Consider the following 16,568-nt stretch of genomic DNA (forward strand, 5'->3'; position numbering starts at 1 on the left):
GGGCCGGACCTACCTTCGGTCGGTTCCCCCGTTCGTAGCGGCCCCGGAATCCGTCTAAGCACCGCTTATCGACGATTATCGACTCCCTATCGCATCACGGGGCCGCACCGCCGCACGGAGCGGGTCGTTCGCGATGGTCGCCACTAGCGAGTGTATAGTAACGTATCATTTCGACTATCTATTCGTTATGGATCTCCAGCACGATGCTGCCGATCGCGTGTCGGCGTACTACCGGTCAAACGGTCTCGAACTTCGGGATGCGACCTCCGCGGAGGCGTGGCTGTTCGCCTCCGATCCCGTCGAAATCGAACAGTAATCGGACTCAGACTTCCGTCACCCACGCGACGTATCCCGTGGGTTGTTCGTAGACGGTCCGGAAACACCGTTCGACGAACTCCGCGAGTCGCTCCTCGTCGGTGTAGGCCTGGATCCGGACGTTCGTTCCCTCGGCGTTCTCGGGCCGGGTCAGTTCCTCGATCGAGAACGCAGCGAACTCGTCGAGCAGCCCTTCGAGGCGATAGAGTTCCTCGTCGGTGCAGTCGAGGTTCATGGTGTTCCCGCCGACCTGCATCCACGTCGGCCCCTCGGTGTCGGCTTCGAACGTACAGAATCGACTCTCGCGGGCCCGATGGGCGGCGATCGCGTCCGCGAAGAGCGCTTTGCGGTCGGACTCCGAATCGGCGCAGAATCTCGTCATACGTCGACTACGGAGGCGAGACCGAAAGGTCGCTCGAAGACTGACTACAGGAGCGCGCGGACGACCAGTAGCGTAACGATGCTGATCACACAGAACGCACAGAGGACGGTTGCGATCGGCGTCAGGCCGCTCTCGCGCATCCGGGCCGGTCGGATCTCGAAGCCGAGTCCGACGAACGCGAGGACGAACAGCCAATCGGCGGTTCGACCGATCCCCGCTATCGACTCGGGGGTCAACAGCCCGGCGTTGGCGACCGCCGCCACCAAGAGAAAGCCGACAAGGAACTTCGGGAACTGGAGCCAGAGGCGCTTGACGCCGGGATCGTTCGCCTTCCGAGTCGCGTACCCGAGCGAGTACGCGACGACGACCGCACCAAGGAGGGTGTTTCGGGCGAGTTTCGTCACCGTCGCCCACTGGCCGGCCTCCGGCGAGTGAGCAAATCCCGCCGCCGCGACCGGGCCCGTACTGAACATACTCAGTCCGGCCCAGACGCCGAACTGACGGGCACTCAGTCCCAGCAGATCCCCGAGGGCAGGGTAGAGCACGAGCGTGATCGCGTCGAAGAAAACGACCGTTGCGGCCGCGTACGTGAGTTGATCGCCCCGGGCCTCGACGACCCGCCCGACGGCCGCGACAGCGGACACCCCGCAGATGCTAGTTCCGGCCGCGAGCAACGAGGCGGTCTTCCCACGGAGACCGAAGACGCGGCGCGCTACCGCCTCGACTAACAGGAGGCTGAACGCGACCGTCACGACGACCAACACGAGAACCGTCGGCCCCGCCCCGATCAGTTCGTCGATCGCGATCGACGCCCCGAGCAGCACGATCCCGGTTTCGAGAAAGAGCTTGTGGTTCTCGATCCCGTGGGCGATCCACGGTGGAATCTCCACGAGGTTGCCGATCAGCACGCCCACGCCGATCGCGAGGACGAGGTCGTTGATCCCCACTAGGCCCGCGACGCTCCGGGCGACGATCCCGACGACGACCAGCGTCAGTATTCCCGGAATTTGTTGCCGCAAACCCATCAGATCGCCTGCCCCATCCAGTGTAGCCCGACGACGGCGACCCCGAGGATTACCGCCTGCCATCCCCGGTCGAGACCGGTCCAGTACGCGCTTATCTGTCCCGATAGCGGCGTTCCGTCGTCACGCTCCATGACCATGCTTGCGCGTATCCATCCGCGTGAACGACTTTACCGTGTCGTTTTCGCTGGCAAAAATCTCCGACGACTGCAACAACTTTCGGGGGCGAGTCGCGGTTCCTGTATCTCTTTAATGCTGGAGGAGCGAGGGGCCGATATGGCACAACCACAGATCCTGATCGTCGGGGCGCCCGGTGCGGGAAAGGGAACCCAGAGTTCGAATATCGCCGAGGAGTACGGGGTCGAACACGTCACGACGGGCGACGCCCTGCGCGCGAACAAGGACACGGAGACCGAGTACGGCACGCCACGCGAGTACATGGAGACCGGGGAACTGGTCCCCGACGAGCTCGTCAACGAGATCGTCCGCGAGGCCCTCGAATCGGCCGACGGCTACGTGCTGGACGGCTATCCGCGAAACGAGTCCCAGGTCGAGTACCTCGAAGGCATCACGGATCTGGACGTGATCCTCTATCTCGATGTCGCCGAAGAGGAACTCGTCCACCGACTGACGGGCCGGCGCGTCGACCCCGAGACGGGCGAGAACTATCACACGGAGTTCGACATGCCCGACGACGAGGCGGTGCGCGAACGCCTCGTCCAGCGCGATGACGACACCGAAGACACCGTCAAAGAGCGCCTGCGGGTCTTCGAGGAGAACACCGCGCCGGTCATCGAGCACTACGAGGACCACGCGGGGTTCGTCCGGATAGACGGCGAAGGGAGCCCCGACGAGGTCTGGGCCGATATCGAGGCCGCGATCGACGAGCGCGTCCGCTAACCACCGGTTCGGTCGCCCGTGCGGACGGATCGCCGGTCGGGGGCGTTCGGCGAAGGTATTTTACCCCGCCGAACATATACGCGAGTATTCATGTCCCACCGGCACGACCCGACGCTCCCCGTCGAGGCGTTCGAGACGCCCGACGCGGGGTTCATGGCCGCCGCGGGGGCCTTCCTCGCGGCCGTCCTCGTCGCGGCGGTGCTGACCGTCGCGGCCGCGGTCGGCGCGTCGGTGGCGAGCGTCCTCGGAGGCGTCTCGACCGCGGCGACCGTCGGCGTCATCGCCGGTGGCGTGGCGTCGAGTTTCGTCGCGGGCCTGCCCGAGCGCATCGGTCGGCGATCGCAACGGTTGGTCCTCCCGTTCGTTCCCGCCGTCGTTCTCGTCGGGATCGCCGCCATCGCGCTCGCGGTCCCCGCGATCCCGGCGCTGGTCGCCCTCGGTGCGGGTATCGGGGCGGGGCTGACGCTTCTCGGCGCGTTCGCGATCGCGACCATGTCGCGGACCCGCTATGCGCGCGCGATGACACCGGACGAGCCGACGGCGTCGGTCCTGTGGCTGAAGCCGAACCAGGACCGCCGGTGGTTCGCACTCGGCGCGCTCTGGATCGCGGGCTACGCCGCGTTGATCGTGGCGACGGGCGAGTTCTCGGCCGGAAACACGATCCTCCACGTCCTCGTGTGGGGTGTCTTCGCCCTCTACCGGGGACTCGAACTGCGTCTCCGACTCGGGAAGACCGGTCGGGACGGCCGACTGGCCCGGATTTTCGATCCGGACCGCCTCCTCGATTTGACGGATCGGTGGCTGCCGGAACTGCGGGTTCACGAGGCCGGACTCGCGGTCGTCCGGCCGATGCAACGGCGTTTCGTTCCGTGGACGACCGTCGCCGACGTCCGTCTGACAGCCGAGGAACTCGTCATCGAACGCCCCCGCCGATTCGATCTGCGCTGTGACCGGACTACGATCGACGACGCTGAACGCCTCTTCGATCGGATCGAATCCGCCCGGACGAACCGGGAGATCGCCGACGCATTGACGATTCGGAACGCTTGATCCGCCGTCGCCGGAACGAGGGCGTCTCAGTTCGATCGTTCGATCGACAGCTCCCGCGTTTCGACCCCCGCTTGGTCGGCCCGCTCGTTGGTCTCGATCAACCGGTCGAGCGCGGCTTCGAACTCGGCGTCGTTCATCTCGCCGGCGGCGTAGCGACGCTGGAGTGTCGTGACCGGATCGCGCTCGGATGGGTCGTCCTCGACGGTTCGACTGGAGTCGACCCGCTGGGTGAGATACCACGTCAGGAACACGCTGACGACGAGCAGCGCCGTAATGGCGACCGCGTAGATGGGATCGGCGAGCAACAGCGCCGCGATGATGATGACGTCGGCGAGGACGAACTTAATGATGAAGATCTCCACGACGTCGTAGCTGCTTTCCGTACTGTCACGACCCATAGTTGATTCATCGGTTCGTCCGGCAAGAGTATAATGGACCGTGTGCCTGTCGGTTCCGGGTCGAGCGCTCGATCGGCGGTCCGATCGTTCGGAGACCGCTCAAACCGAGAGGAACAGGTTGATTACCCACGATTTCCTACGGCGGGGTAATGGGACGAACCGCGGAGAAAGTACAGACACTCATCGAACAAAACCCCGAGATGGAACGCGCGATAGCGGTCGTGTTGCGCGAGTCCGAGGGCGACGGGGAGGTCGAGTGGGCGGACGTCCGCGAGGACATCACCAGCGGACAGTGGGGCCGATTGATCGAAAAGGGGATCCTCGTCGACGGTCTCGAAGGGTTCGAGGTCAGTGACCGCGAGGAGGTCGCCTCGGTCGTCGACGCGGCCGGGACGGGAACGACTACCGCAAACGCGACTACCACGAACTCGACGAGCGCGGACGACGACGAGGAGTCCAGCTGGTCGAAGTGGGACAAAATGGCCGCCGGCGGGGTCGCCCTGACCTTCCTCGGCTATGCGTGGGGCCCCGCCCGGGACGCCATCGGAGGGACGATGAACGTGGTTCTTGGCCCACTCAACGCCGCGTTGCCCTTTTATGCCGTCATCCTCGTCCTCGCGCTGGTGACGGGGCTGTACTCCTCGCTGTTGCAGTCGAACCTGATGGACACCTCGAAGATGAGCGAGTATCAGGGCAAGATGAAGGCCATTCAGGACAAACGCGAGCGCGCAAAGGAGCGCGGCGACGACGAGGCCATGGAGCGCATCCAACAGGAGCAGATGGAGGCGATGGGCGAGCAGATGGGCATGCTCAAAGAGCAGTTCCGCCCGATGGTCTGGATCATGCTGCTTACCATCCCAGTGTTCCTGTGGATGTACTGGATGATCGGTGCACGGGGAGCCGAGGCACACCTCCAAGAGGTCGGCGGGATCGTGATGCCGCTTGCCGGCCAGGTGGGGTGGACCAGCGGCATCGTCGGCCCGATGCAGGCGTGGATCGTCTGGTACTTCGTCTGCTCGATGGCGTTCACCCAGATCCTGCGCAAATCGCTCAACGTCAGCACGACGCCGACGGGCTAGCGGATAGAAACTTCTTTTAGCCTCTCCGGGCGAGAGTGGATATGTTACTCACGGTTTCGGGACCGCCGGGCAGCGGCAAGAGCACCGCCGCCGCCGGGCTCTCGGAGGCGCTCGACTACGAGCACGTAAGCGGTGGGGACGTCTTTCGCGAACTCGCCGCCGAACGGGGGCTCTCGCTCTCGGAGTTCAACACGCTCGCAGAGGAGGACGACGCGATCGACCGGGACCTCGATCGACGGCTCCGGGAACTGGCCGCCGAGCGCGAGGACCTCGTGCTCGAATCCCGACTCGCGGGCTGGATGGCCGCCGAACACGCCGACCTCCGGCTGTGGCTTAACGCGCCGGTCGAGGTGCGGGCCGAGCGGATCGCAGAGCGAGAGGACAAGTCGGTCAAGCAGGCCAAATCCGAGACGTTGACGCGGGCCGAAAGCGAGGCCCGTCGCTACGAGGAGTACTACGGAATCGACATCTCGGACCTCTCGATCTACGATCTGGCGGTCAACACCGCCCGTTGGGGGCCCGCGGAGACGACCGACCTGCTGGTTACCGCCGCCGAACGCTACGACCCGACCGGCGACGAGGGGGCCTTCCCGGTAGCGGGCGTGCGCTACGAGTTCTGATGGTTCGTGCCCCGCCAGAGGAGCGTGACCTCGGATCGCTCGTCGAGTTCGGCGTCGTCAACCTCGATAAGCCCCCCGGGCCCTCTGCCCACCAGGTGTCGGCGTGGGTCCGGGACCTGGTAGGCGTCGAGAAAGCCGCCCACGCCGGCACCCTCGACCCGAAGGTCACGGGCTGTCTGCCGGTCCTGACGGGCACGGCGACGCGGCTGGCCCCCGCGTTTCTGGAGGGCGAGAAGGAGTACGTTGCGGTGCTCGAACTCCACGGGCCGGCTCCCGCCGATATCGAGGCCGTGATCGGGGAGTTCGAGGGCGACCTCTACCAGAAACCACCGCGGAAGAGCGCGGTCTCCCGGCGACTCCGCGTCCGGACCATCTACGAACTCGACCTCCTCGAAGTCCAGGAGCGAAAGGCGCTTTTGAAGATCCGCTGTGAGAGCGGAACCTACGTCAGGAAGCTCTGTCACGACCTCGGCCTCGCGCTCGGAACGGGCGCGCACATGGGTCACCTCCGGCGGACCGCGACTACCCCGTTCGACGACGCCTCGCTGTGTTCGCTGTACGACCTGGCCGACGCGATCGCGTTCGCCGAGGAGGGCGACGAGGCCCCCTTGCGGGACCTCCTCGAACCCGGTGAGCGGGCGCTCGCCCACCTGCCTCGGGTGACGGTCGCGCCGAGTGCGGCCCACGAGATTGCCCACGGCGCGCAGGTCTACGCCCCGGGCGTGATCGACGCCGAGGGCGACCCCGACGACGAGCCGCTCGTTGCCTGTTATACCCCCGAGGGCTCGGCGGTCTGTCTCGGCCGGCTCGTGGGCGATCCCGCCGCCGAGACGGGGCGGGTGGTTGCGCTCGAACGCGTGTTGGTCTAGTCGAGGAAGGCGATCACCCGTTCGGCGAACTCCTCGGGGCGCTCGCGGGGAACCCAGTGGCCGGCGTCGGGGACGACCCAGCACTCGACACCCATCAGATCGGCGGCCCGAACCGACCAGCGCGGCGGGAACACCTCGTCCTCGCGCCCGTGGACGAACAGCGTCGGGGCGTCGATCTCCCCCAACCGGGACCGGTAATCGGTGCGAAACCCGCTTGAACTCACCTCGTGGCGGCGCCAACTCCGGTAGGCGCGTCCGGCGTCGGGGTGCTGGACGAGTTCGTAGACCGTCTCGACGAGTTCCGGGGGAAGGGACTCGGGATCGGTCACGATCCCCCCGAGACTCGCCCTCGTCAGGCGCCGACTCCGACGCAAGGCCGCCATGGAGAGGCGGTTCAGTGCCGGGAGCCGCGAGAGTGCGTAGGTGAGCCGGCCGTTGGGCAACTCCCGTCCGAGACCGTAGCTCGCGACGGGCACGAGCCGATCGACCCGCTCGGGCGAACGAAGCGCGAGGCCGAGCGCGACGCTTCCGCCGACCGACAGGCCCACGAAACTCGCGCTGTCGATCCCGATCGCGTCGATGAACGACTCGATGACCGCGACGTGGCGCTCGGTGCTGTATGCGAGGTCGGGTCGGTCGCTGTCGCCGTATCCCAGGAGATCGGGAACGACCACGCGAAAACGCTCCGCGAGCGGGGTGATGACCTCGCCCCACGAGAGGTGGGCGGCGTCGATCAGCCCGCCGTGCAACAGGACCACCGGCGGCCCCTCCGTGCCGGCCTGCAGATATCGGAGCCGGTAGTCGCCGGCGTTGACGTATCGTTCGTCGATCGCGCTCATGCTCCCCGTTTTGCCGCCGGCGGGTAGTTCCTTTCGGCGCGCTCGGTCCCGGTTCGGAGACCCGGCTTGCAGGTTCGGCGTCGGCAGAGGAACAATCGTTATGTACTCCGGTGCGGAGACACACCCATGATCGACCTCGCGATGGACATGGAGCAGTACGACTGCCCCTTTATCGACACGACGGACGATCACGGGGTCGCGTTCTCGGCGGTCCACTGGCATTTTGACACCGCGAGCGAGCGCCTCGAGACGCGCATGATCGTCGAGGCCGACTCCCATGTCGAACTCGAACGCGCGCTGGCGGCGCTCCGGGAGCACGACCGGCTCCACGAGTGCGATACGTTCATGAAACATGGCGATACGGGTCTCGTCCGGACGGTAATCGACCAGACCAACGCCATGCAAACGATCCGCGACAACGGCGGCTACATCACCGGCCCGTTTCACATCGAGGACGGCCGCGAGTGCTGGGAAGTGGGCTTCGACGACGAGGACGTCGCCGACGAGACGCTCTCGGATCTGGAACGCGAAAACGAGTTTTCGGTCACCGAGCGGGCGGCAGTTTCCCCCGAGGACCTGTTCGACGTGCTGCGAAACGCCGGGCCCGCCGCGGACCTGCTCTCGGCCTGTCGATCGCTCTCCGTGACCGAACGTGAGACGCTCTCGGTCGCGGTCGACCGGGGCTACTTCGAGACCCCGCGGGAGGAGACTCTCTCATCGCTCGGGACTCGGTTCGGGATCTCGGATACGGCGGTCTCGAACAACCTGCGCCGGGCCGAACGGAAACTCCTCGGGCGGGTCGTCGATACGGCGGCCGAACTCGACGATCACGATCGGGAAAACGATACCCTTAATTGACCGACGGGCGTTGTCCGAGACACGGGACCGTGGGGTAGTGGTATCCTCTGCGGATGGGGTCCGTAGGACCTGAGTTCGACTCTCAGCGGTCCCACTCTTCCGGCTGGAAACGGAACAGTCACGAGCGCTGCGCTCGCCCGGAAACACGAGGCATATACGTCGAGGCTCGGTAGTGTCTCAAACGAGTAGCGAATGGGTTCGACAGTGATCGACTCGTTTATCGAAACCGAGTCACGAAACGCGATCGCGGCGTGGCTACTCGCCGGGTTCGTCCTCGCCGTCGCCGCGAGCAGTCTCTTGGTGGGGGATCTCCTCTGGGCCGGGTTCGCGGCGTTCGTCTGCGTCCTCGCGGTGCTTCCGGCCGTCGCGTTTCGGAGCGGGCGGGTGACCCCGCCGTGGGAGGTGCTCGCGCTCGCCTCCGGACCGCTGGTCGTGCGAACGTTCGGGCCGGGCGGCGTCGGGGAGTTCGCGACCTACCTCTCGGTGGCGGCGATCGCGCTGTTGGTCGCGGTCGAGCTCAACGCGTTCACCCCCGTCAGGATGACCTCCGGGTTCGCGGTCGCGTTCGTCGTCATCGCGACGATGGCGACGGCGGGCGCGTGGGCCGTGGTCCGCTGGATCGCCGACCTCTATCTGGCGACCGGTTTTCTGGGCAGCGAGGAGGCGCTCATGTGGGAGTTCGTCGCCTCGACGGCCGCCGGGATCGTTGCCGGGATCGTCTTCGAGTTGTACTTCCGGCGGTACTCCCGGGCGCTCGAACGGCCGCTGGCCGGTGAAACGCCGTGAACCTCCGCGATCGCGTCGGAATCTCTTCGCGGACACAGCGGTATCTCGTGTGGTTGATGGAGGTCGCCCTCGTCGGGATGTTCTTCATCGGGCTCGAACGGGGCGAGACCGGCATCGTCGTTAACACCGGCGTGGCGCTCGCCGTGACCCAGCTCCCCCCGCTGCTCGAACGCGAGTACGGCATCGCGATGGACGCGGGGTTGACCCTCTGGATCACCGCCGCCGTATTCCTACACGCGTTCGGGACCGTAGGGCTGCCCGGAAGCCCGCTCAGCCCGTATAAGTCGATCTGGTGGTGGGATCACCTGACTCACGGGCTGTCGTCCTCGGTCGTCGCCGCCGCCGGCTACGCCACCGCGCGCGCCCTCGAGATCCACAGCGACGACATTCACCTCCCCTCGCGGTTCATGTTCGTGTTCATCCTCCTGTTCGTCCTCGCGTTCGGCGTCTTCTGGGAGGTCCTTGAGTTCGCCATCGCAACGATCTCCCCGTCGCTCGGCCTCGGCACGGTCCTCACGCAGTACGGCCTCGAGGACACGATGCTGGATCTGGTGTTCGACACCGTCGGGGCGATCATCGTCGCCCTCTGGGGGACGTCGCACCTGAACGAGCTCGTCGGCTCGATCACGACCCGCCTCGAAAGCGGGTGAGCCACGCGAGAGCGAGCCACGAACGACTTATATCCGTCAGGTGCGTTCGGGAGTCTATGTTCGTCGGCCACGCGATGCTGGCGTTCGCCCTCGGTGCCGGGGGCGCGCGACTGGCCGGACGCCGTCCCGAGCGGGCGCTTTCGATCGGCGTTCTCGCAGGGGCCTTCGCGACCGTCCCGGACGTCGATATGCTGTACGCGCTGTCGGGACTGGTCGGCGAAACGGGCGGCGTTGAGGGGTTCTGGAGCGCGAGCACGCTCGTCCACCGCGCCGCCACTCACTCGCTTCTCGTCGGCGTCGCAAGCGCCGTCGGGTTCTCGCTCTGTGCGGCCGGCCTCGCCTCGCTGCGACCGGGCGAGCGTCCCCTCGTGCGGGCGGCGGGTCCGCTCTCGGGACTCGCGATCCTGTTTGCCCTGCTCGCGGTCGCCGGGGCCGCGAGCGGCCCGCTCGGACTCGCGGTGATGGGGGCGTTCGTCCTCGCGGGGCTCGCGCTCACGGCGGCAGCCGTTCGGTTCGGCGGTCTCGGACCCGGCGTGGTCGGGGCGGCGGCGCTGGTCGGACTGGTGAGCCACCCGTTCGGGGACCTCCTGACCGGCGAGCCGCCGCTGTTTCTCTACCCGCTCGAAGCCCCGCTCGTCACCGAACGCGTCCTCTTGAGCCCGGATCCGACGCTTCACCTGCTGGGTGCGTTCGGCCTCGAACTGGCGACGATCTGGCTGGCCGCACTCGTCTACTGTCGGCTGACCGAGCGCTCGCTCCGGGGCCACGTCCACTGGCGGGCGGCGCTGGGCGTCGCCTACGTGGGTGGTGCGCTGGCGGTGCCCGCACCGACCGTCGACTCGGCCTACCGGTTCGTCTTCGGGGTCCTCGCGATCGGCGTCGTCGGCCCCGCGCCGCTGGCCCGGCGGATCTATCCCGCGACCCGGATCGCACAGTGGCGCCCGGACGGGGTTGCGACGCCGCTGCTCACCGGGCTGGCCGCGATCACGCTCGCGGGGCTGTCCTTTGCGGTCGGCTACGCGCTGCTCTGAGTGCCGTCTCACGGCGTTTATTTTCCGTCGGGACCTACTGCGCGACGGATGACACCTCCCGCCCGCCCCTCGCGTCGAACCGTCCTCGCAACCGTCGGTGGAACTGCCGCTGCCGCGCTCTCCGGCTGTATCGGCGGCCGCGACGACACTCCCCCGACGGACGACGGCGAACCCACGGAAACCGAACGAGAGACGTCCCTAATGATGGAGGGAACCGACTACGAGACGACCGTCCACGTCCTCACCGCGGGCGAGGGCCCCACGGGGATGGTCCTCGGGGGGGTTCACGGCAACGAGGTCGGCGGGGTCGAGGCCGCCCACGTCGCCACCGAATACGAGCTTTCCGGTGGTCGACTGATCGTCATCCCCGAGACGAACGCGCCCGCCGTCGAGAAGGAGGGACGCACCGGACCCGACGGCGACCTGAACCGCCAGTTTCCCATCGGCGAGGAGCCCACGACGGAGATCGCACGCGGGCTCTGGGCCGAGATCGAGGCCTACGAACCGGACTGTCTGATCGACATGCACACTTCGCGGGGCATCCTCGGCGTCGACGAGGGCGCGGTCGGCCAGACGATCTTCCCCTCGCCTGCAGAGGGGACGAGCGTCGACGCCGAGGCAACGGCCCAGTACGTAAACGAGGAGGTCATCGCCGAGTTCCTCGAGGAGAACCCCGAGTACGCCTTCCGGGCGGCGCGCGTCGAGGAGGAGAACATCGACCAGAACGACGAGAGCCACCTGATGGCGGTGATGAAGGCGGGCGCGGACCTCGGAATCGAGGGCTGGATCACCGAGGTCACCTACAGGGGCTTCGACCGCGACCAGCAGGCGTTTCTCCACGACCGGATCGCGACCCGGCTGCTCGCGGAAAACGGCCTCGACGTCGTGAGCCCGCTCGATGGCGAGTCGCTTCAGTCCCTATAGCTCGACGCGCTTTCCGGTCTCGGCGGCTTCGTAGACGGCCTCGATCGCCCGGATGTCGAGGACGCCGTGTTCGCCATCGGGCGCCGGCTCGGTGTCGGTCAGCAGGCAGTGGGCGAAGTAATCGAACTCCTCGCGCATCTGGTCGCGCTGGTCGAACGTTACCGTCGAGCGTGTTCCCTCGCGCTCGACGAGGAGCTCGCGGGATCGGCCGGGGAAGAAGGGACGGTCGAGCAGCAGTTGCCCCTCCGTTCCGACCACCCGCAGGTGGCTCTCCTCGCAGGCGCTGTGGCTGACCGACCCCGTGAGGACGATCCCGTCCTCGAACCCGAACTCGAAGCTCGCGTGCTCGTCGACGCCCTCGAACTCCGGACTCTCCGACCAGGTTCGCCCGGAGGCGGAGATCGGATCCCGATCCAGCAGGAAGCGGGTCGTGTTCAGCGGGTAGATCCCGATGTCGTTCATCGTCGTTCCCCCCGAGAGGTCGGGATCGAGGCGCCAGTGGTCGGGGCCGTCGACGAACGAGAGCATGTCGTCTGTCATCCCGCCGTGGACGCTGACGGGCTCGCCAATGACGCCCTCACGGAGCAGGTCCCGGGCGCGACGGGTTGCGGGGTCGGTCTGGACGCGGTAGGCGATCATCAGGGTGACGCCCGCTCGCTCGCAGACCGCCGTCAGCTCCCTTGCACGCTCCGCGGAGACCTCCATGGGTTTCTCACAGATGACGTCCTTGCCGAGTTTCGCGGCGGACCGAACGTGCTCTAAGTGCAGCGCGTTGGGCGTGGCAACGTACACGGCGTCGTAGGCCCCGCTTGCCTCGCCGTCGGCGAAGGCCTCGTAGTCGATGGCGTATTCGAGGTCGGTTCCCTCGACCTCACGCGGGTCCGAGATCGAACCGCTCACCGCCACGGTCGTCTCACAGAAGTCGCTGCCCTCGATCGCGGGGATGGCTTCCTCGCGCGTCCACCACCCCATCCCGACCATCGCGAGACGAACCGTTCCTTCCTCGCGGTGTTGCCAGTCGCGCTCGGTGAACCCGCCGAGGAACTCCTCCAGTGACATACGACCGGGCTTGGTCGCCCGATCGCTTATATCGTCCCCTGACACCGGTCCCCGGCCTTCCGAAAGCACCGGCGGGGCGCATCAGTTATGTGGCTCGGTTCTGAACGTCCGGTCGGATGGCCCGGGACCCGCTCGCCGAGGGGGACGAACCGGACCCCCAACGCGTCCTCGACGCGCTCTGTGACGACGACTGCCGGGCGATCGTCCGGACCCTCGACGGCGCGATGACCGCAAGCGATATCTCGGAGGCCTGTGAGATCCCCCTCTCGACGACCTACCGGAAACTGGATACGATGACCGAGGCGACGCTACTGGAGGAACTAACGGAGATCCGAGCCGACGGCCGCCACACCGCGCGCTATCGTCTCGATTTCGACTCGGTCACGGTCTCGATCACCGAGGACCGCCGGCTCGATCTGACGATCTCCCGGCCGACGCGGACGGCCGACGAACGACTCGCGGCGCTGTGGTCGGACGTTCGACGGGAGGTCTGAGATGGTCCACGAAACCGCACCCGAGTGGGTAACGATCGCACTGATCGTCGTCAAGACGCTGATGGTGGTTTTGGGTGGGGCGATCACCTTTTTCGCCTATCGGGCCTTTCGGCGCACTCGAAACCGGTCGCTTGGCCTCCTTACAGGCGGGTTCGCGCTCGTGACGCTCGGGAGCGCACTCGCCGGGCTTGCCTTCGAGATCCTCGGGGTGTGGATCGGGCTCGGGGTACTCATCGAGGGACTGTTCGTGTTGGCGGGGTTCTCGCTGATCGCCGCCTCCTTGCTCGGGGAGTGACTCAGCGGAGCCGGAGGAACTGCCGGTCGTCGGCGCGCTCTGCGCTGGCCGGGTAGACGACGAGGAAATCCCCGCCGTGGAGCGTCGAGACGCTCTTGGGGAGGGTTTCGAGTTCCGGATGCCACCCGCGGGTCCCGCGCCGGGCGCTCAGCAGGACGACCAGATCCCTCCGCGAGACCTCGTCTCGAATCAACGCGAGAAGCGCCTTCCAGTCCCTCACGGCGTCGGAATCGGTCTCGACCGTCGGTGCGACGCCCTCGACGGCCCGTCGACATCGTGGGACGTCGTCCCCGACGACGACCGCTCGGATCCCGAGGCCCGTCCGGCTCGCGAGGAGTTTGACGGTGTGGATCGCCTCGGCGAAGCCGGCGTTGTGATCGATTCCTGGCGGGAGCACGAGGACGACCCGGCTGGCCGTGGTGAGCGGTTCGCGGATACGGGAGACGACCACGAGCTGGGTGGTCCGTTCGAGGACCTGATCGATCACGTTCCCGTGAGCTTGCTGGCGGCGCGAGCGCGCGCCGTCCCAGCCGATGACGACCGTCGTGATCCGGTTCTCGATGCCCGCGTTGACGACGCCGGAGGCGACGTTGTAGTTGAGCCGCGTCCCCGTATCGACGGGGACCTCCGCTCCAGCGACGTAGGCGACGGTCCGCGCGAGCGTCGCTTCGGCCCGCGCCACGCGCGAGCGGGCGTCCTCGCCGGGTTCGACGACCGTCAGCGCCCGGAGCGGTTCGTCCGAGCGCGGGTTGCGGATCACGAGCGCCAGATCACACAGCGCCTCCCAGTGTTCGGACTCGGCCGAGAAGGGGAGTAAGATCCGCTGTGGGCTCGCGACTTCGTCCTCGTGCGGGGTTTCGAGCAGGATCCGCTTTCCGGCGCGTTCGACGACGGCGGGGCTGATGAGGCTCGCCGCGAGGATCATCAACACGACGGCGTTGACCATGTCCCCGTCGAAGCCGTCGATGCCGAGTTCGAAGCCCACGAGGACGATCGCGAGCGCGGCGGCGGCCTGTCCCAGCGAGAGCCCGAACATCCCGCTGACTTGTTCGGGGCTGTAGCCGTAGAGCCGGCCGGTGACCCACGCCGCCGCGAACTTCGTGGCGAGGACGCTGGCGACGAGAACGACCGTGATGAGCAGCGTCCGCGGGCCCGCGGCGATCGCGCGGACGTCGACGAGCATCCCGATCGACAGCAGGAAAAAGGGGATAAAGAGCGCGTTGCCCACGAACTCGATGCGGTTCATCAGCGTGCCCGACTCGGGGATCAGCCGGTTCAGAGCCAACCCCGCGAGGAAGGCTCCGACGATCGGCTCGACGCCCGCGAGCTCCGCGAGGAACGCACAGACGAACACCACCGCCAGCACGAAGAGGAACTCGAAGTAGCTCTCGTCGGTGTGGGTGCGGAAGAACCACCTGCCCACGTGCGGGACGAGCGTCCAGACGCCGAGGAAAAAGAGGACGAGGCCGATCCCGAGTCGCGTCCAGAAGAGTCCGTCGAGGACTCCCTGCGTCGAGGCCGCGACCACCGCCAGCACGAGCAACGCGAGCGTGTCGGTGACGATCGTCCCGCCGATGGTCACGGTCATCGCCTCGTCGCCGACGATCCCCAGCCGATTGGCGACCGGGTACGCGAGCAGGGTGTGGGAGGCGAAGATCGAGGCGAACAGCGACGCTGCCGGTATCGTGAGCCCGAGAACGAGAACGCCGGCGACGGTTCCGACCGCCTGCGGGATCACGAACGACAGCAGGCCGAAGACGACACTCCGATCGACGCTCTCGGTGAACTCGCCGACGTCGATCTCCAGACCGGCGACGAACATGAGATAGAGCAATCCCACCTCCCCCAGCAGGACGATCGTCGTGTCGCGTGCGAGGAGTCCGAGCGCGTTCGGGCCGATCGCCGCCCCCACGACGATGACCCCGACGATTCCGGGCAGGCGATAGCGCTGGAAGGCGAGCGGCGCAACGAGAAACACGAGAACCGCGAGCGCGAATATCAGGACGGGATCCGCGACGGGCAGGTCCGTCGCGAGCATCGCTGTCATCGGTTCGGTGGGGTTCGCCCTCGGAACACCCACTCGCCCCATCGCGGTCCGTCGATGCGATTCACGCTACCGTCTCACGAGTTCGCCAACCGACATAAATCTACGAGTCCCGGTCGGAATCCCGGGGACCGGTCGTCGCCGCGGTCGCGACACCCGCCCCCACGACCGAATTCAGGCGGCGTTCTCGACGTGGCTCTCGTCCAACTCCGAGACGGCGATCATGAGCCGGCCGTCGTCGAGTGCACTCACCAGTTTCGACTCGACGAACGTACTGCCGTCGGAGCGCAGCCCCTCGCTTCGACCGCTCCAAGTCCCCTGCTCCCGGACGACCGGCAACACGTGCGTGCGGATGTGCTCGACCTCCCACTCGGGGTGGAGTTCCGTCCAGTGTTTGCCCGCGACGTCATCGGGGGCGTAGCCGTAACACGAGGCGTAGGTCTCGTCGGCCCGCTCGAAGAACTCGTCGCTGCCGACGACACCGACGCCGTCGAGTTCGGTTTCGGCCGCCGGGTCGAATCGCCCGTCCGAGTCGACCGCGTGACCGACCCGACGGATCAGCATGGTGTACTGGTCGGTTCCCATCCCTTTCCGGAGGTAATCGGTCAGCCCCGCGTGGATGATCTCGGCGGCGACGGCGTTGGTCTCCTCGCCCGAGAACAACAACACCGGAAGCTCCGGATGGTCCTCGCGGACGGTCTCGAGGAACTCGATCCCGTTCATCCCGGGCATCCGGTAGTCGCTGATCACACAGTCGATGCCCTCGCCGTCGTCGAGTCGCTCGAGCGCGTCGACCGGGGACGTCTCGCTCAGCACGCGACACTCCAACCCGCTCGCCTCGCGTTCGAGGAACGTCTTTACGAGCCCTCCCAACGCCGGATCGTCGTCGACGTGAAGGATCGTCACTCCGTCGCTTCCCTCGGATTCCATATCCCTCAAAAGGGTCCGAAACA

Annotated in this window: 21 protein-coding genes and 1 tRNA gene; 14 read left to right on the plus strand and 8 right to left on the minus strand. The window is 66.8% G+C overall.

Features of this window, described 5'->3' with window-relative positions; all coding sequences use genetic code 11:
* Positions 1 to 187 precede the first annotated feature (187 nt).
* Positions 188 to 316, plus strand: coding sequence for a hypothetical protein (locus HACJB3_RS21015; RefSeq protein ID WP_008414689.1), 129 nt, complete (start codon positions 188 to 190; stop codon positions 314 to 316).
* Between the two features lie 6 nt (positions 317 to 322).
* Here the strand turns inward: HACJB3_RS21015 and HACJB3_RS05490 are convergent, their stop codons facing one another.
* Genes HACJB3_RS05490 through HACJB3_RS21020 form a run of 3 tightly spaced genes read right to left on the minus strand, consistent with a single transcriptional unit; the run spans position 323 to position 1,853 of the window.
* Positions 323 to 697 (minus strand): hypothetical protein, encoded by a 375-nt coding sequence (locus HACJB3_RS05490; protein ID WP_008414690.1) that lies wholly within the window; start codon positions 695 to 697, stop codon positions 323 to 325.
* A 44-nt stretch (positions 698 to 741) separates the two neighbouring features.
* Positions 742 to 1,722 (minus strand): YeiH family protein, encoded by a 981-nt coding sequence (locus HACJB3_RS05495; protein WP_008414693.1) that lies wholly within the window; start codon positions 1,720 to 1,722, stop codon positions 742 to 744.
* Positions 1,722 to 1,853 (minus strand): hypothetical protein, encoded by a 132-nt coding sequence (locus HACJB3_RS21020; protein ID WP_274378064.1) that lies wholly within the window; start codon positions 1,851 to 1,853, stop codon positions 1,722 to 1,724. The genes HACJB3_RS05495 and HACJB3_RS21020 overlap by 1 nt, the downstream gene beginning before the upstream one ends.
* Before the next feature lie 142 nt (positions 1,854 to 1,995).
* Here HACJB3_RS21020 and HACJB3_RS05500 point away from each other — a divergent pair, with 142 nt between their 5' ends.
* Both HACJB3_RS05500 and HACJB3_RS05505 read left to right on the plus strand, forming a co-directional pair.
* The gene (locus HACJB3_RS05500; RefSeq protein WP_008414696.1) at positions 1,996 to 2,619 is read left to right on the plus strand and encodes an adenylate kinase; all 624 of its coding nucleotides are present in this window, start codon (positions 1,996 to 1,998) and stop codon (positions 2,617 to 2,619) included.
* 90 nt (positions 2,620 to 2,709) lie between these two features.
* On the plus strand, positions 2,710 to 3,669 hold the full coding sequence (locus tag HACJB3_RS05505; RefSeq protein ID WP_008414698.1) for a PH domain-containing protein: 960 nt from the start codon (positions 2,710 to 2,712) through the stop codon (positions 3,667 to 3,669).
* Positions 3,670 to 3,695: 26 nt separating this feature from the next.
* On the opposite strand, the gene HACJB3_RS05510 is transcribed toward HACJB3_RS05505, so the two are convergent.
* Positions 3,696 to 4,067, minus strand: a complete 372-nt coding sequence (locus tag HACJB3_RS05510) for an SHOCT domain-containing protein (RefSeq protein WP_008414699.1) — start codon at positions 4,065 to 4,067, stop codon at positions 3,696 to 3,698.
* Positions 4,068 to 4,216: 149 nt separating this feature from the next.
* Here HACJB3_RS05510 and HACJB3_RS05515 point away from each other — a divergent pair, with 149 nt between their 5' ends.
* The 3 genes from HACJB3_RS05515 to HACJB3_RS05525 are packed head-to-tail and all read left to right on the plus strand — an operon-like array spanning position 4,217 to position 6,635.
* Entirely contained in the window at positions 4,217 to 5,146 is a 930-nt protein-coding gene (locus HACJB3_RS05515; protein WP_008414701.1) for a DUF106 domain-containing protein, read from the plus strand.
* A 41-nt stretch (positions 5,147 to 5,187) separates the two neighbouring features.
* Positions 5,188 to 5,766, plus strand: coding sequence for a (d)CMP kinase (gene cmk / locus HACJB3_RS05520; protein WP_008414703.1), 579 nt, complete (start codon positions 5,188 to 5,190; stop codon positions 5,764 to 5,766).
* Positions 5,766 to 6,635 carry an RNA-guided pseudouridylation complex pseudouridine synthase subunit Cbf5 gene (locus HACJB3_RS05525; protein ID WP_008414705.1) on the plus strand — a complete coding sequence of 290 codons (870 nt, stop codon included), beginning with the start codon at positions 5,766 to 5,768 and terminating at the stop codon, positions 6,633 to 6,635. The genes cmk and HACJB3_RS05525 overlap by 1 nt, the downstream gene beginning before the upstream one ends.
* Here the strand turns inward: HACJB3_RS05525 and HACJB3_RS05530 are convergent.
* Positions 6,632 to 7,474, minus strand: a complete 843-nt coding sequence (locus tag HACJB3_RS05530; protein WP_008414707.1) for an alpha/beta fold hydrolase — start codon at positions 7,472 to 7,474, stop codon at positions 6,632 to 6,634. The genes HACJB3_RS05525 and HACJB3_RS05530 overlap by 4 nt on opposite strands.
* Before the next feature lie 126 nt (positions 7,475 to 7,600).
* Here HACJB3_RS05530 and HACJB3_RS05535 point away from each other — a divergent pair, with 126 nt between their 5' ends.
* The 6 genes from HACJB3_RS05535 (at position 7,601) to HACJB3_RS05560 (ending at position 11,723) form a co-directional block, all read left to right on the plus strand.
* Entirely contained in the window at positions 7,601 to 8,332 is a 732-nt protein-coding gene (locus HACJB3_RS05535) for a helix-turn-helix domain-containing protein (RefSeq protein ID WP_008414709.1), read from the plus strand.
* 23 nt (positions 8,333 to 8,355) lie between these two features.
* A tRNA-Pro gene (locus HACJB3_RS05540) sits at positions 8,356 to 8,426 on the plus strand.
* Between the two features lie 98 nt (positions 8,427 to 8,524).
* Positions 8,525 to 9,118: a hypothetical protein gene (locus tag HACJB3_RS05545; RefSeq protein WP_008414711.1), complete on the plus strand. Its 594-nt coding sequence runs from the start codon at positions 8,525 to 8,527 to the stop codon at positions 9,116 to 9,118.
* Complete coding sequence (locus HACJB3_RS05550) at positions 9,115 to 9,768, plus strand: hypothetical protein (protein WP_013199415.1); 654 nt, start codon at positions 9,115 to 9,117, stop codon at positions 9,766 to 9,768. Before HACJB3_RS05545 ends, HACJB3_RS05550 begins: the two co-directional genes overlap by 4 nt.
* A 56-nt stretch (positions 9,769 to 9,824) precedes the next feature.
* Entirely contained in the window at positions 9,825 to 10,799 is a 975-nt protein-coding gene (locus HACJB3_RS05555; protein WP_008414719.1) for a metal-dependent hydrolase, read from the plus strand.
* A gap of 48 nt (positions 10,800 to 10,847) precedes the next feature.
* Positions 10,848 to 11,723, plus strand: coding sequence for a succinylglutamate desuccinylase/aspartoacylase family protein (locus HACJB3_RS05560; protein ID WP_008414721.1), 876 nt, complete (start codon positions 10,848 to 10,850; stop codon positions 11,721 to 11,723).
* Here HACJB3_RS05560 and gfo6 read toward each other — a convergent pair.
* Positions 11,718 to 12,782 carry a D-xylose 1-dehydrogenase Gfo6 gene (gfo6, locus tag HACJB3_RS05565; RefSeq protein WP_008414722.1) on the minus strand — a complete coding sequence of 355 codons (1,065 nt, stop codon included), beginning with the start codon at positions 12,780 to 12,782 and terminating at the stop codon, positions 11,718 to 11,720. The two genes, HACJB3_RS05560 and gfo6, sit on opposite strands and share 6 nt — an antisense overlap.
* A gap of 116 nt (positions 12,783 to 12,898) precedes the next feature.
* Here gfo6 and HACJB3_RS05570 point away from each other — a divergent pair, with 116 nt between their 5' ends.
* Positions 12,899 to 13,276 carry a transcriptional regulator gene (locus HACJB3_RS05570; protein ID WP_008414723.1) on the plus strand — a complete coding sequence of 126 codons (378 nt, stop codon included), beginning with the start codon at positions 12,899 to 12,901 and terminating at the stop codon, positions 13,274 to 13,276.
* A 1-nt stretch (position 13,277) separates the two neighbouring features.
* Positions 13,278 to 13,571, plus strand: coding sequence for a DUF7521 family protein (locus HACJB3_RS05575; RefSeq protein WP_008414724.1), 294 nt, complete (start codon positions 13,278 to 13,280; stop codon positions 13,569 to 13,571).
* A gap of 1 nt (position 13,572) precedes the next feature.
* Here HACJB3_RS05575 and HACJB3_RS05580 read toward each other — a convergent pair whose 3' ends face one another.
* The gene (locus tag HACJB3_RS05580) at positions 13,573 to 15,660 is read right to left on the minus strand and encodes a cation:proton antiporter (RefSeq protein ID WP_202946618.1); all 2,088 of its coding nucleotides are present in this window, start codon (positions 15,658 to 15,660) and stop codon (positions 13,573 to 13,575) included.
* Between the two features lie 129 nt (positions 15,661 to 15,789).
* Positions 15,790 to 16,545 carry a response regulator gene (locus HACJB3_RS05585; RefSeq protein WP_008414725.1) on the minus strand — a complete coding sequence of 252 codons (756 nt, stop codon included), beginning with the start codon at positions 16,543 to 16,545 and terminating at the stop codon, positions 15,790 to 15,792.
* Positions 16,546 to 16,568 lie beyond the last annotated feature (23 nt).

Source organism: Halalkalicoccus jeotgali B3, from assembly GCF_000196895.1.
GTDB lineage: Archaea > Halobacteriota > Halobacteria > Halobacteriales > Halalkalicoccaceae > Halalkalicoccus > Halalkalicoccus jeotgali.